Genomic DNA, 13,483 nt, shown 5'->3' with positions numbered 1-13,483 from the left:
GTGGAACACGTCTGATGTGGAGTGGCTCCTGGTCGGGAGCAAGCTCACAACCGCGGCGGAAACCAGTGCACCGCACACAGCGGGTGGCTGTGTGCGGTGCGCGGAGCATTCGGTGACCCGCACGGGTCACCTATGCGTCAGTTCAGAGGTACTGCCCGCAGACCGGCCATGCGCCGGGTCCCTGGGTGGCGAGAACGTTCTCGGCCACGCGGATCTGCTCGGCGCGCGACGCGTTGGACGCGTTGCCCGAGCCGCCGTTGGCCTCCCAGGTGCTCTGAGTGAACTGCAGGCCACCGTAGTAGCCGTTGCCGGTGTTGATGCCCCAGTTGCCACCGCTCTCGCACTGGGCGACGGCGTCCCAGTTGTGGCTGTCGGCCGATGCGGTGCCGGCGATGAGGCCGAACGGGGCTGCGGTGAGCGCGCCGACGACGGCTGCGCGAGCGACGATCTTCGTCATGCTCATGGTCTTCGTTCCTCCTGTCTTCACCCAGGCGGGTGAGCGATATTCGGACCGAGGGCGACCATACGGATTGGTAACGGAAAGGTCACGCCGGGTCGGTGACCTGGGGCGTTTTCATAACGCTGGGATAACGCTGATAGGTTTCCCTGAAACTCCTGCGCATCGCGGCGTGTCGGCACATCGAAGGCCGGACGGAATGTGACGTCTTCGGATGACGAAGGTCACACCGAGAATGTGCGGTGCGTCACGTCAACGGATCGGGACGCACGGTCAGCGACGGTGGACCGTGATGCGACCACCGCGTCGGGGGGCGTAGGCGACGCCACGTGAGTGCCAGGCTTCGGGGCGTTCGGTGGTCGGCTCGAGGGTGAGCTCGCGCAGCACTGTGCGCAGTACGACGTCCATCTCCATCGTGGCGAATGCTGCACCGATGCAGCGTCGGGTGCCACCGCCGAACGGTAGCCAGGCCGCGGGCGGCGTGGTGCCCTCGAATCGGCCGGGATCGAACAGCTCCGGGTGTGCGAACTGCCGGCTGTCGTCGTGCAGCAGCGAGATCGCCACCAGCACGTTGTGACCGCGCGGGATGCGCCACGGGCCGAGGTCGAGCGTCTCGGCGACGACGCTGCGTCCGGCGAAGTCGATCACCGGGCGGCTGCGTTGCACCTCGTGGATCACCGCGTGCCGAAAATCGCTGCCGCCGCGGTCGACCTCGTCGACCAGATCGGTGAGAACCTGCGGATTGCGCGCGACGCGTTCGAAAGCCCATGCCAGGGTTGTCGCGGTGGTTTCGTGGCCGGCGGCCAGCAGCGTGATGAGTTCGTCGGCGATGTCGGAATCGCTCATCGGCGAGCCGTCGTCGTAGCGACTGCTGACCAGCAGTCCGAGGATGTCGTCGCGATCGTCGAGGTCGGGGTCCTGGCGGGCCTGCGTGATGAGCCCACCGACAGCCCGTTGATACTCCTGCCGATGCACACGGAGGCGGTGGTTGGGGTCGACGCGACGCAACGGCCGGGGGAGCGGGGAACTGTCGCGCTGAGAGAACCGGCTGCGACGAGGGGCGGAATGATCCGCCGAAGATCGTCCAAATCCTTTCCCGCAGCGCCGAAAACAGCACGAAGGATGATGTTGAGGGTGATGTGCATCATCGGTTCCAGGGAGCGGAACCGTCGCCGTTGCGGCCAGGTGGCAATCTCGGCGAGCGTCTCCTCTTCGACGATGGACTCGTAGGTCTTGATGCGCTTGCCGTGCAACGGAGGTGTGAGTAACTTGCGGCGGCGGCGATGGTCGGTGCCCTCGAGTGAGAAGACCGAGCCGTCGCCGAGCACCCGTCCCAGGTTGGGGCTGACGTTGTGCACCTTGTCGCCGGCCGTGAACAGTTGCTTCGCGTGCGCCGGATCGGAGATCACCACGCAATCGCCGAAAATGGGCAGGTCGAGGACAAAGGCGTCGCCGAGGCGCCGGTGCCACCATCGCATCATCGCGTGGCGAGAGATGAGGAACCCGAGTCCCTGTGCCGCCCTGGGGAGCGGGACCCGGGGCGGTGCAACAGAATCCGTGGCTGGTGAGATGGTCGCGGTCGGTGACGGTTCGGCGGCCATCGGCTCGACTCCAATCCCACTGTGTCGACGATGCGCCAAGGGCAGCGGCGGGACAGTAGTGGTACGTATTTGTACCAACGACGGTACGCGGGTGTACCGGCTGCGAGCAAGGGCCTACTCTCGATGTATGTCCACCACCGAATCGACGATGCCGCGTTCGATGCGGGTGGCCGGCCTGGATCAAGAGGACTCCACCCGGGCACGGCTGCTGCGGGCGATGCTCACCTGTGTCGGCGAACGTGGTTATCGGGAGACCACGGTTGCCGACGTTGTGCGGGTGGCCCGGACCTCGCGTCGCTCGTTCTATCAGGAGTTCGGCGACAAGCAGGACTGCTTTGTGGAACTGCTACGGGTCACCAACAGCTCGATCGTGGATTACATTGCGGGGCAAGTTGATTCCTCTGCGCCTTGGCAGTCCCAGATTCGGCAGGCGGTGATTGCCTACGCGCGGGCCAATGACCAGCGGCGAGAACTGGCTCTCAGCTGGATACGTGAGCTGCCGGCCCTGGGGGCGTCGGCGCAGGCGATGAAGGCCGAAGCGATGGAAGCCTGGATCACGCTGTTCACCGATTTGACGTCGACCCCGGTCATGCGGAAGGCCGGGGTCACACCCATCTCACGGGAGATCGCAATCGTGATCTGGGGTGGAATCCGTGAATTGACCGCCAACGCGGTCGAAGCCGGGCAACCCATTGCGACGATCGTCGAACCGACGGTTACCGCCTGTGCCGCACTGATCGGGCTCGATAGAGACACGCCCTAGGGCATTTGGGAGACACGCCTTAACAGCAACGTCCCTGAGGAGACGAGTCCTGAGCCGCATATCGGGTGCGCCAGTACTCGCTTTCCGACATGGGTTGCTCGGCGGGATGCCGGCGCCGATGGTGGTCGAGGTAGCGCTGATAGTGACGATCGCCCATCAGGTCGCCGACATATCGGCCGATCGCGTTGATTCGTTCGCGGACGCCGGCAGCGGTCATCCCGAGGCTCCCGACGTGGAGTCTTCGTGGCGACGACGATTCGGTGGGTGCTCTTGTCGGGCCGCGTACTCGGCCCATTCCCGTTCGACGGCCTTCTCCGCGGGCGTCTCGATGAGCCCGCTGGGTCCGAAAATGTGCGACTGGACCGGCTCGTCCTCGGTGGTCGGTAGGCCGCCGGCACGAATGGCCTTGACACACAACAGGGCTCCGGTGACGGCGACGATGAGGACCAGCACGGCGAACACGATCGAGAGTGTGCCCTGGACGAAGGTGTTGCGGATGACGGCATCGATCTCGGCCGGTGTCTTGGCTGTCTTGAAGCTGTCCAGACCCTGGTTCTTCGCGTCGACAAACGCACGATGCTGGGACCAATAGCCGATCGACGGATTGTCGGAGAAGATCTTCTGCCACGAGGCCGTCATCGTGACGATGAGATCCCAGACGAGGGGTACCGCGGGTATCAAAGCCCATTTCAACAGGTTTCGCTTCACGATGACGACCGTCACCACGGTCAGCGCCACCGCCGCGAGAAGTTGGTTGGCGATGCCGAACAGCGGGAACAGTGTGTTGATGCCGCCGAGCGGGTCGGTGACGCCCATCAGCAGGATCGATCCCCAGCCGGCGACCACGAGGGCGGTACACAGCCACGCGCCCGGCCGCCACGACGGATCCTTGAACTTCTTGGCGCCGGGCAGGTTTCCGATGCCGTCGGACAGCATGAAACGGGCCACGCGTGTCCCGGCGTCGACCGTGGTCAGGATGAACAGTGCCTCGAACATGATCGCAAAGTGATACCAGAAGGCGCGCAACGACTCTCCGCCGATCGCCTCCTGCAGGGTATCGGCCATGCCCATGGCCAGGGTCGGGGCGCCACCGGTCTTGGACACGATCGAGGCCTCGCCGACCCCCTGCGCGGCCTGCTCGAAGTGCTCGGCGATGATCGGCTCGCCGGATATGCCGAGGCCGTTGACGTAATCGGCTGCACCCTGCGCGGTGCCGTCGGTCAGGGACTTGGGGGCGTTCATGCCGAAGTAGATGTGCTGATCGAGGATACACGCGGTGATCAGCGCCATGATGGCGACGAAGGATTCGGTGAGCATGCCGCCGTAGCCGATGATGCGCGCCTGTCCTTCCTTGGCGAGCAATTTGGGAGTGGTGCCGGAAGAGATGAGGGAGTGGAATCCGGACAGTGCTCCGCAGGCGATCGTGATGAACAGGAACGGGAAGAGCGCCCCGGAGAATGCCGGACCCTTTCCGTTCCAGGCGAACTCGCTCACCGCCGGTGCCTTCATCACAGGCTGGACGATGATGATGCCGATGGCGAGTAGTGCGATGGTGCCGACCTTCATGAAGGTGGACAGATAGTCGCGCGGGGCGAGCAGCAACCAGACCGGCAAGATGGCCGCGGCCACGCCGTAGATGATGATGCACCAGCTGAGCACCACCGGGGACAGGCTGAACCAGTCGTGGCCCCACGAGGATTCGCCGACGTAGCGACCGGCGACGATGGCCGCCAACAGCAGCACGACGCCGATCACCGAGATCTCCGTGACCCGGCCCGGTCGGAGGAATCTGAGGTAGACGCCCATGAAGAGGGCGATCGGGATGGTCATCGCGATCGAGAAGACGCCCCAAGGACTTTCGGCGAGAGCGTTGACCACCACCAGCGCGAGCACCGCGATGAGGATGATCATGATCACGAAGACCGCGACGATCGCCGCGATGCCGCCGACGGCGCCGAGTTCGTCGCGCGCCATCTGGCCGAGGCTGCGGCCCCGGCGTCGTACCGAGATCGACAGCACCAGGTAGTCCTGCACGCAGCCCGCCAGAACGGCGCCGATGATGATCCAGATGGTTCCCGGCAGGTAGCCCATCTGAGCCGCCAGGACCGGGCCGACGAGCGGACCGGCACCGGCGATCGCGGCAAAATGATGGCCGAACAGGACCCGACGGTCGGTCGGCATGTAGTCCTGGGCGTTGTCGAGGATCTCGGCCGGTGTCGCGTGGTCGTCGCGCGGCTTCACGATCTTCATCTCGATCAGGCGCGCGTAGAAGCGGTAGGCAACGACGTAGGTACACAGCGCGGCCACCACGAACCACACGGCGTTGACCGATTCACCGCGGACGAAGGCGACGATCGCCCAGGCGACGGCGCCGAGCAGTCCGATCACCGCGAAGAGGATCTTCTTCCCCGTCGTCATCGGGCTGCGGTCGATGATCGCGACGGGCGGTTGGTCGGGATCGGTGGTGACGTACTCGATGTCGGGGTGGTCCGGACGTTGTGCGGTGGCGGTCATCCGTTGGGCCCTTTCGTCGCTCTTGCGGTCGCGTCGAATGCCACTCCCGTGTGGCCTGCGTCACTCTACTCCCGGGGCTGGACGGGTCACGGCGGAGTTGACATTGCGCCTGATCGACGCAGTTCAGGATGGTGAGTTCGCCAGGAGCAGAGCGAAGATGGCGTCTCGAAGGGCGGGTTGCTCGGCGTCTGCGTACAACTCGACCAAGGCGGTCTCGGCGACCATGGCGACGGTCAGCGTGGCGATCGCACCCGGGTCGTCCCAGCCGAGGAGGCCGACGTCGGTGCGCATCTTCTCGGTCGCCGCCGCATTGCGTGCGGTCACCTCGTCGAGGAGGTCGGTGTCGGTGCGGGACTGGGCCAGGAACGCCTTGGTGGCGCGGGTGCGTCGGCAAGCGTCGAGGTACGCGATGATCCCGGCGCGCAGGCGCCCTTCGCCTGGTTGGCGACCGTCGATCGCGAGGGAAACAGCCGCGTCGATCGCGTCGTGATACTCGCGGTGCAGGGCGATCACATAGCTTCGACGATCGGGAAAGTGGTGGTAGAAGCTGCCTTTCGCCATGCCGGCAGCATCGACGACGGCATTCACGCTAAGGCCCTTGAGTCCGCGTTCGGTCGCGACCTCGGCTCCCGCACGCAGGAGCGCGCTACGACCCGGTTCGGCCGGACGGGGCAACGGTCACCTCCTGCAGAGAACACGACGTGTGATCGTCGGACAGACTCATCGTAGTCGGCGAGGCGACCGGCCGAGCGCGTGCTAGATTATGACCGACCGGTCGGTCATCGTGGCGGAGGGGAGTCAACTCGTGAAGATCATGCGTCGTGTCGCGGTCGGTGTGCTGGTCGGCGCATTGGCGTTGCTGGGAGTGCCGACCAGTCCGGACCCGGCGTCGGCAGCGCCGTCGCACAGCTACCTCGGTGGACTTGCCGCAGCCCTGGCCCGGCCGAACAGTTCACCGCCCGGCGCCAACGACTGGCGATGCCGGCCCGACGCCGGGCACCCTGAACCCGTCGTCTTGTTGCACGGTTTGAGCAACGACACCGTCACCTGGGACACGATGGCGCCGGTGCTCGCCGCGGCGGGGTACTGCGTGTTCTCCACGACCTACGGCCGAGACTGGCTCGGCCCGGTCGGGGCCGTCACCACGGTTCAGGAGAGTGCACGTCAGATCGCCGCGTTCATCGATCGGGTGCGCTTGGCGACCGGTGCACGCCAGGTCGACCTCGTCGGACACTCGATGGGTGGGGCGATACCGTTCTACTACCTCAATCACCTCGGCGGCGTGCCACGCGTGAATGACTATGTGGCGCTTGGTGCGCCGCTGCACGGGTCGGACGTGAGCGGTGTGCAGACCGCCCTCGCGGCCGCGCTCGAGATACCCGACGTCGGGCCGCGCCTTGCGCGGCAGTGCGGGGGACCCTGTCAGCTCACGCCCGGATCGGGGTTCCTGCGGACCCTCAACCCGGACCCGCGAATCGCGCCGGACATCGATTTCACCATGATCGTCACGCGGTACGACGAGGTAGCGACCCCGTATCGCACCGGAATGCTGCGCGGTCGCAATGTCCGCAACGTGGTGCTGCAGGACGTCTGCCCGACCGATTTCACCGAGCACTATGAGATGACCGCCGATCCGGTCGCGGTCCGCATCGTGCTTGAGGCGCTCGGCGCGCGCACAGCAGACCGCGGATGCACCACGGTTCTGCCGTTCCTCGGCCCGCTGCCGCGCTGACACCTGATCGACCGGACAGTCCGACGGTGAATCCCGATCCCCCCGCCCGATGATCCGGCACAGTGAGGGGACGGACGAGGAGGCCACCATGGGTGAGGATTCGCAGACCACGTCAGCAACGGTCGACGCTGCGGTACGGGCCGAGGTCGACGGAGCACTGGGAGTGATCACGTTGGCCAGTGCGCGGCGCCGTAATCCTCTGTCGTCGGAGGTGATGCGCGAGGTCACCGAATCGCTGCGCGTGTTCGACGGCGACCCGGCGGTGCGGGTGGTTGTCATCCGAGCGCTCGGGCCCGCGTTCTCCGCCGGGCACGATCTCACCGAACTCGTCGGACGCAGTCTCGAGGAGGAACGGGCGATCTTCGACTGCTGCGTCGAGATGATGACAACCATCCATCGCATTCGGCAGCCAGTGATCGCCGAGGTTGCCGGCATGGCGTTCGCGGCCGGATGTCAGCTCGTCGCGACCTGCGATCTCGCCGTCGCCGGCCGCAGTGCTCGATTCAGTACGCCGGGAGTGAAGATCGGATTGTTCTGTTCGACCCCGATGGTGGCGCTGACCCGCGCCGTCGGGCGCAAACGTGCGATGCACATGCTGCTGACCGGCGACCTGATCGACGCGGACACCGCCGCCGACTGGGGACTGGTCGGCTCCGTCGTCGACGACGATGTTCTGGCTGGTTCGGTGCGTGAGCTGGCGACCCGCATCGCGGCGTCGAGCGCGTCGACGGTGGCCATCGGCAAACAGGCGTTCTATCGCCAGATCGAGATCGCCGAGGACGACGCGTACGAACTGATGTCGGCGACGATGGCCGAGAACGCGATGACATGCGATGCGCAGGAAGGTATCTCGGCCTTCCTGGGCAAGCGCGACCCGGTCTGGAAGGATTGCTGATTTCCGCAGCCACGCCACGTAGGACCGTCACATACCCCCAGGTCAGAGCGGTGGTCACCGAGTTCTTCGAGTCCACGCGGCCGGCACCCGCGACAACCGAAGCCGAATTGGAGAACGCGAGTGCTGCAGCACTCGCGTTCTCCAACTCAACTCGAGTTCTCGCAGGACCACGCGGGACGCAGAGTGTCAGGTGCGACTCCTCGGCAGGCTGCATTTACCCAGGTCAGAGCGCTGACCACCGAACTTCTTGGGTCAGTGGCTCTCCCGCAGATGCGCCAGACGCGCACGTGCGCGTTCAGCGAACGGGCGAGCACCGGTGTCGTCGGCAAGATGGGCGGCGGCTTCGAGATCGTCTGCGGCGCTGTCATTTCCGACGATCGCCCCGAGGCTCCCGCGATACAGGGAGGCCGGTCCGACGCACACGACGCCGGGCCACTGCACGATCAGGCCGTCGTTCCAGTCTTCGACGAACGGCGCGATCCGTGCCGCTATCCGCCGTGTCCGGTCGAGGTCTTCGCCGGTGCGCCAAGCCATGTACAGCGCGTCCACCAGGAGTGGCACGCGGACGACGACTCGCGGACCCGACCAACTTGCCGCATCCGCGGTGATCTCGGTCGCCACGGCGAGCGCGCGGTCGACGTCTCCGGCCTCCGCGGACCCGAGGGCGATGACGAGTGCGAAATCGTCGTCGACGCTCTCGGTGAGATCGTCGAATCGGGGCAGCATCTCGTGCAGCCTGCCGCGCAGCCACAAGGCGATCGACTCGCTGGTCGCGATGGAGGCCTCCGACAGCAGCTTGGCCTGGTCGCCCAGTGACTCAACGGATTCCGCATATTCGGTGGTGAGTTCGGAGCTTTGCTCGAAGTTCCCGCGCAGCAGGGCCAGCATCACCCGCCACCACAACTGCATGGTGGCGAGGTCGGTGTCGGGATGTGTGGCGATGACCCGGCTGACCTCGGTCGAGATTCGCCGGGCCATGCGAACATCGGCGGATTCCAGGGCGCACACGCGCTGCAGGTGCAGGGCCGTCGCTCTCCGGTGCACGTCGCCACCCGACGTCCGATACAACTCGTCGGCGATCTTGGCGCGGTCGGCTCGGTCGGCCGGAGTCCATCGACACAGGAACTCGGCCAGCAGCACGTCGTGCGCCGCCGACGATCCGGGCTCGCAGAGTTCTGCGGCAACTGCAAGGTGATCGCGCGCACCGGGCAGGCCGAGAACAGTCCGGCGGGCGGCCTCGCCCGCCTGCAGTCTCACGACGGTATCCGCGTCCAGGACATCGTCGTGACCGAGTGCCTCGGCGACCAGCGCCGGATTGCCCGAATGCATCATGCCGTACCCCGACCAATAGCCTGCGACCCCCCGGGGTGCCGCCAGCAACGCGGTCTCGGCGAGTGCGGGCCAGTCGCTGTCGATGCGACTGATCGTGGCGGCCTCTTCGAAAAAGCTCATGGCGGAATCGAAGTCGCCCAGCGCGATCGCCGATGATCCACCGAGTCGCAATGTTTCGACACGCGAGTGAGCGGTTCCCGGTTGGTCGCGGTCCGTGTCGAGAAGGGTGAGTGTTCGGCGGACCAGTTCGACGGCCTGGTGGTCGGCTCCCGAGCGGTGGGCGGCCCGCGCGGCTTCGACACCCGCTTCGACAGCGCGTGCGCGGGTCTGCGGATCATCCGCACCGGCGGCGAGATGTGTTGCAATCGAGGACAACTCGTGCGGGCGTCGAGCCAGCAGTGCGGCGGCAAGTCGTCGGTGGGTGCGCGCGAGATCGCCCGGTGAACAGTGGGAGACGACGGCCTCGGTGATCCGGCTGTGCGAAAGCGACAGTGCGGTATCGGGTTCGGTGCCCGCGAACCGTGCGTCGATCAGCGCGGCGCGGATCGGTGAGCCTGCGGCGTAACCCATGTCGCCCAGGATGTCATTGTCAAGGGCGCCGCCAGATACTGCGAGCAGCGTCGCCAGTGCGAGGGCCGCGGGATCGAGGTCGTCGAGCCGACGTCCGATCGCGTCGGGGATCAGGCGTGCCTCGCCGGAAGCCGATCCGGTGGCCATGGCATCGCACAGTGTCAGTGCGACAAGGGGATTGCCGAGGCTCTGCTCGACCAGCGGGCCGGGGGCGAGAGTGAGTCCGGTCTCGGAGAGCCGATGTGTCACGAGTTGGGTGAGGTCGGTGTCGTCGAGTGGGCCCAGCGCGATGTCCGACAGATCACCGTGTTTGGCGAGGGCATCGGCGATGAGCCGTGCGGCCGGGTTCGTCTTGTCGCGGGAGGTTGCCACGACGGTGACGGGCATCAATCGCATGCCGGCGAGCACCCGGCCGAGTGCCTGAGCCGAGTCGAGATCCATCCATTGCAGGTCGTCGATGCTCAGGACGACTCGACCGTGCGCGCAGAGGCGAGACCGGATGGCGTCGTCAGTCGCCGACACCAGGTCGGTTGCCGTGACGTCCACATTCTTTGCTGACGGGAAGACGCCGAACAGGTCGGTGAGTCCGCGCAGTGGCTCATCGGTGGCCGGGCGTCCGACGGTGCGGAGCACGGGCAGATCGGCCATGTCGAGTGCGGCGTCGACCAGCGACGACTTGCCGATTCCGGACGGGCCGGTGACCACGGCACCGGCGAGTCGCCCGGAGCCTCGTCGCAGCACCGCCCTCAGCACCTTGAGCTCGTTGTCGCGACCACGAATCATGGTGGTGCGCTGCTCCACCGGTTCCGGCACCTGGACAGGGCGGGTGACAACCGACGCCGGATCGAGCAACTCGGCTTCGACCGCGAGCGTGCGTGGATCGGGATCGAGCCCGAGATCGTCCGCGAGTCGGCCACGCAGGTCCCGGATCACCGCGAGACCGTCGGCGGGGCGTCCGATGTGCGCAAGCGCGGTCGCGAGGACACGCACCGCACCCTCGCGATAGGGCTGGTGGCGGAGGAGATCGCTGAGCAGCGTGACGGCTCGACGATGCTCACCCGTGGTCAGGAGGGTTTCTGCGGCACTCTCGGTCAGGTCGGCACGCATCTGTTCCAGACGGGTGATCTCCGGTGCCATCTCGGCGATGTCGGCGACCTCGCCCAGCGGCGGACCGCGCCAGAGATCGAGTGCACGACACAGTGTCTCGGCTGCGGCAGCCGGATCGGTGCGGGCCAGGCGCAGACCGTCGGTGCTCAGACGTTCCAGCACGTCGAGGTCGGTCCCGGACCCGTCACAGCGCAAGACGTAACCGGTTGTCACGGTGTCGATCCGGACCCCGTCGACAGCGGCGAGTGCTTTGCGTAGACGGGAGATGTAGCCCTGCAGGGTGACCGCAACGGAGCGTGGCGGGCTGCCGCGCCAGAGGAGTTCGGCGAGATGGTCGGCGGAGCGGGGCACCCGTTCGGCGGTGAGGATGACCAGGAGTTCGACCAGCTTGCGCGGCCCGACATCGACGCTCTCACCGTCGGCCGCGGTCACCGTGAGCGGTCCGAGCACTCGGATCGGAATGGGCTCGACCTGCACAGACAGTGAATCTACCGGGTGCTCCAGCGACGCACCAGGCGAATACCAGGGCCGGCTCGGAAGGTGTTGGCATGACAACATCACTGCATCCCCAGCATCCCACCACCCCCGACACCGTGTCCGGCCCACACGGCCGCAGTTCCGACACCCACGCGCCGGGCCCGCGCGTCGGCCGTCCCGATTGGCCGGTCATCCGGCGCCTCAGCGCTGTCTCGTTGATCCTCGGCGGCGCGCTGTGCGTGGCGGGCGGCACTCTGCATCCGATCGTCGACGGCAAGGGTCATTCGGTCGAGGCACTGCAAGGCGCGACGGCGCCATGGGCACAGATACTGCTCGCCGTCGGCACCATTCTTGTGCTGCTCGGCCTGCCCGGCATGTACGTGTGGCTACGCCCCCGGATCGGCATCGCCGGCTTCGTCGGGATCGTGCTCTACTTCGTGGGCAATGTCGTCACGTCGACGGCGCACCTGGCCGTCGAGATCTTCGTGGCCTACCCGTTTGCCAACGACCCGACGACCGCGCACCTCATCGCCGACGACGACTCGATGCTCGGTACGCCGGAATTCATCGGGATCAACGCCTTTGGCGCGGTGGTGATGCTCGTCGGCCTGGCCCTGCTGGGATCGAGCCTCATCCGCAACCGAGCCGTCCCGATCTGGATTGGCGTGCTCATCACGATCGGCATGGTCGGGTTCCTGCTGCCACTGCCGGCCGTCGCCGGGATCTCCGGATTCTTCTGGGAGGCACCCCGCGGAATCGGAGTAGCGGCCATCGGCGTGCTGATGCTCCGCGCAGCTTCGGCAGCCCGAGCCGACCGCACCTGACACCAACGTGAAACGACAAGGGGCGCCACTAGATCCGTGGCGCCCCTTGTCGATGTGGTGTCGTCAGCCGGCAGAGGTGGCAGCGGCGAACCGGGCGATGTGTGCGTCGGCAGTGCCGAATTCGTACTCGATCGCGGTCAGACGCTTGAAGTAGTGACCGATCGCGAGTTCCTCGGTCATACCCATGCCGCCGTGCAGCTGCACCGCGTTCTGACCGATGAACCGTGCCGCGCGGCTGATCGTCGCCTTGGCCGCGGACACCGCCGCTGCACGCTCGGCGGCCGGTGCGTCCAGCGACAGAATCGCGAAGTACTGCGCGGCGACCGACTGTTCGAGTTCCAGGTGCATGTCGACCATGCGGTGCTGCAGCGCCTGGAAGCTGCCGATCGGGACGCCGAACTGCTGGCGCTGCTTGGCATATTCGACGGTGTCGGTGAAGACCTTGCGCATCAGGCCCACGGCCTCGGACACCACCGCAGCGGTCGCCTCGTCCCAGGCACGTTCGAGCAGATCGATGGCACCCTCGGCGATCAGGGCGTCGGCAGGCAGGCGGACGTCGGTGAACACGAGGTCGGCGGCGAGCCGATCGTCGATGGTGCGCACCGGGTGTGACGTGATACCTGCCAGCGCGCCGTCGCCGAGTTCGACGAGGAACAGCGAGACGCCGGCCGGGTCGTCGGGTTCGCCCGCGGTGCGGGCACTGACGATCAGATAGTCGGCCAGCGGAGCCGAGGTGACGACGGCCTTGGCACCGTTCAGAACCCATTCGTCACCGTCGCGTTCGGCGCTGGTGGCGATACGGGACAGGTTGCCACCGGACGAATCCTCCAGCGCGGCAAGTGCACTCACGGCTTCGCCGGATGCGATCCGTTCGGCGGCGGCCAGCGCCGGTGCGGCTGTCGTTGCGTGCAGCAGGCGTGCGCCGAGCACCACCGAGTCGACGAACGGTTCGACGACGAGCGCGTGGCCGAGGGCCTCGGTCACCACCATCAGTTCCTCGGGCCCGCCGTCGTCGCCGCCCACCGCTTCGGGTAAGCAGGCGCCCACGACGCCGAGTTCTTCGACGAGTGCTCGCCAGATCTCTGGCTGCCAGCCGGCGCCGACCTTGACCGCTTCGCGGCTGGCCTGCAGGTCGTAGCGGGCGTCCAGGAATTTGTTCAGCCCATCGGAGAGAAGTTGTTGCTCCGGGGTCAGTGTGAAATCCATCAGTC

At 66.5% G+C, this 13,483-nt stretch carries 10 protein-coding genes and 1 pseudogene; 4 read left to right on the top strand and 7 right to left on the bottom strand.

What is annotated here, in order from left to right; genetic code table 11:
* Positions 1-142 precede the first annotated feature (142 nt).
* Together ACWDTF_RS14150 and ACWDTF_RS14145 are read right to left on the bottom strand one after the other, a co-directional pair.
* A complete protein-coding gene (locus ACWDTF_RS14150; RefSeq protein WP_276614979.1) occupies positions 143-463 on the bottom strand; it encodes a transglycosylase family protein in 321 nt (106 codons plus the stop codon).
* A 267-nt stretch (positions 464-730) separates the two neighbouring features.
* A pseudogene (locus tag ACWDTF_RS14145) lies at positions 731-2,058 on the bottom strand (cytochrome P450).
* 127 nt (positions 2,059-2,185) lie between these two features.
* On the opposite strand from ACWDTF_RS14145, the gene ACWDTF_RS14140 reads away from it, so the two are divergent.
* Positions 2,186-2,821 (top strand): TetR/AcrR family transcriptional regulator, encoded by a 636-nt coding sequence (locus ACWDTF_RS14140; RefSeq protein ID WP_374247139.1) that lies wholly within the window; start codon positions 2,186-2,188, stop codon positions 2,819-2,821.
* Positions 2,822-2,840: 19 nt separating this feature from the next.
* Here ACWDTF_RS14140 and ACWDTF_RS14135 read toward each other — a convergent pair whose 3' ends face one another.
* The 3 genes from ACWDTF_RS14135 to ACWDTF_RS14125 form a co-directional block, all read right to left on the bottom strand.
* Positions 2,841-3,038 carry a YbdD/YjiX family protein gene (locus tag ACWDTF_RS14135; RefSeq protein WP_240859053.1) on the bottom strand — a complete coding sequence of 66 codons (198 nt, stop codon included), beginning with the start codon at positions 3,036-3,038 and terminating at the stop codon, positions 2,841-2,843.
* On the bottom strand, positions 3,035-5,335 hold the full coding sequence (locus tag ACWDTF_RS14130) for a carbon starvation CstA family protein (RefSeq protein ID WP_355277609.1): 2,301 nt from the start codon (positions 5,333-5,335) through the stop codon (positions 3,035-3,037). Before ACWDTF_RS14130 ends, ACWDTF_RS14135 begins: the two co-directional genes overlap by 4 nt.
* A gap of 123 nt (positions 5,336-5,458) precedes the next feature.
* A complete protein-coding gene (locus ACWDTF_RS14125) occupies positions 5,459-6,010 on the bottom strand; it encodes a TetR/AcrR family transcriptional regulator (RefSeq protein WP_240859057.1) in 552 nt (183 codons plus the stop codon).
* Positions 6,011-6,098: 88 nt separating this feature from the next.
* Between ACWDTF_RS14125 and ACWDTF_RS14120 the strand changes: the two genes are divergently transcribed.
* Positions 6,099-7,067 (top strand): esterase/lipase family protein, encoded by a 969-nt coding sequence (locus ACWDTF_RS14120; RefSeq protein WP_449754521.1) that lies wholly within the window; start codon positions 6,099-6,101, stop codon positions 7,065-7,067.
* 88 nt (positions 7,068-7,155) lie between these two features.
* Positions 7,156-7,962 (top strand): enoyl-CoA hydratase, encoded by an 807-nt coding sequence (locus tag ACWDTF_RS14115; protein WP_240859061.1) that lies wholly within the window; start codon positions 7,156-7,158, stop codon positions 7,960-7,962.
* 252 nt (positions 7,963-8,214) lie between these two features.
* Here ACWDTF_RS14115 and ACWDTF_RS14110 read toward each other — a convergent pair whose 3' ends face one another.
* Entirely contained in the window at positions 8,215-11,448 is a 3,234-nt protein-coding gene (locus ACWDTF_RS14110; protein WP_355277612.1) for a BTAD domain-containing putative transcriptional regulator, read from the bottom strand.
* A 71-nt stretch (positions 11,449-11,519) separates the two neighbouring features.
* On the opposite strand from ACWDTF_RS14110, the gene ACWDTF_RS14105 reads away from it, so the two are divergent.
* Positions 11,520-12,272 carry a hypothetical protein gene (locus ACWDTF_RS14105; protein WP_449754520.1) on the top strand — a complete coding sequence of 251 codons (753 nt, stop codon included), beginning with the start codon at positions 11,520-11,522 and terminating at the stop codon, positions 12,270-12,272.
* Between the two features lie 63 nt (positions 12,273-12,335).
* On the opposite strand, the gene ACWDTF_RS14100 is transcribed toward ACWDTF_RS14105, so the two are convergent.
* Positions 12,336-13,478 (bottom strand): acyl-CoA dehydrogenase family protein, encoded by a 1,143-nt coding sequence (locus ACWDTF_RS14100; RefSeq protein WP_449754519.1) that lies wholly within the window; start codon positions 13,476-13,478, stop codon positions 12,336-12,338.
* Positions 13,479-13,483: the final 5 nt, after the last annotated feature.

The sequence above is a fragment of the Gordonia sp. NPDC003422 genome (assembly GCF_053588675.1).
Note: the sequence above shows the minus strand (reverse complement) of the source record. Positions and strands in the feature narration are given on the sequence as shown.

Excerpts from the sequence above, each read along its gene's own strand:
- ACWDTF_RS14135 (WP_240859053.1), bottom strand. The coding sequence starts at position 3,038 with ATGACCGCTGCCGGCGTCCGCGAACGAATCAACGCGATCGGCCGATAT.
- ACWDTF_RS14105 (WP_449754520.1), top strand. The coding sequence starts at position 11,520 with ATGACAACATCACTGCATCCCCAGCATCCCACCACCCCCGACACCGTG.
- ACWDTF_RS14100 (WP_449754519.1), bottom strand. The coding sequence starts at position 13,478 with ATGGATTTCACACTGACCCCGGAGCAACAACTTCTCTCCGATGGGCTG.
- ACWDTF_RS14130 (WP_355277609.1), bottom strand. The coding sequence starts at position 5,335 with ATGACCGCCACCGCACAACGTCCGGACCACCCCGACATCGAGTACGTC.
- ACWDTF_RS14140 (WP_374247139.1), top strand. The coding sequence starts at position 2,186 with ATGTCCACCACCGAATCGACGATGCCGCGTTCGATGCGGGTGGCCGGC.
- ACWDTF_RS14115 (WP_240859061.1), top strand. The coding sequence starts at position 7,156 with ATGGGTGAGGATTCGCAGACCACGTCAGCAACGGTCGACGCTGCGGTA.
- ACWDTF_RS14120 (WP_449754521.1), top strand. The coding sequence starts at position 6,099 with ATGACCGACCGGTCGGTCATCGTGGCGGAGGGGAGTCAACTCGTGAAG.
- ACWDTF_RS14150 (WP_276614979.1), bottom strand. The coding sequence starts at position 463 with ATGAGCATGACGAAGATCGTCGCTCGCGCAGCCGTCGTCGGCGCGCTC.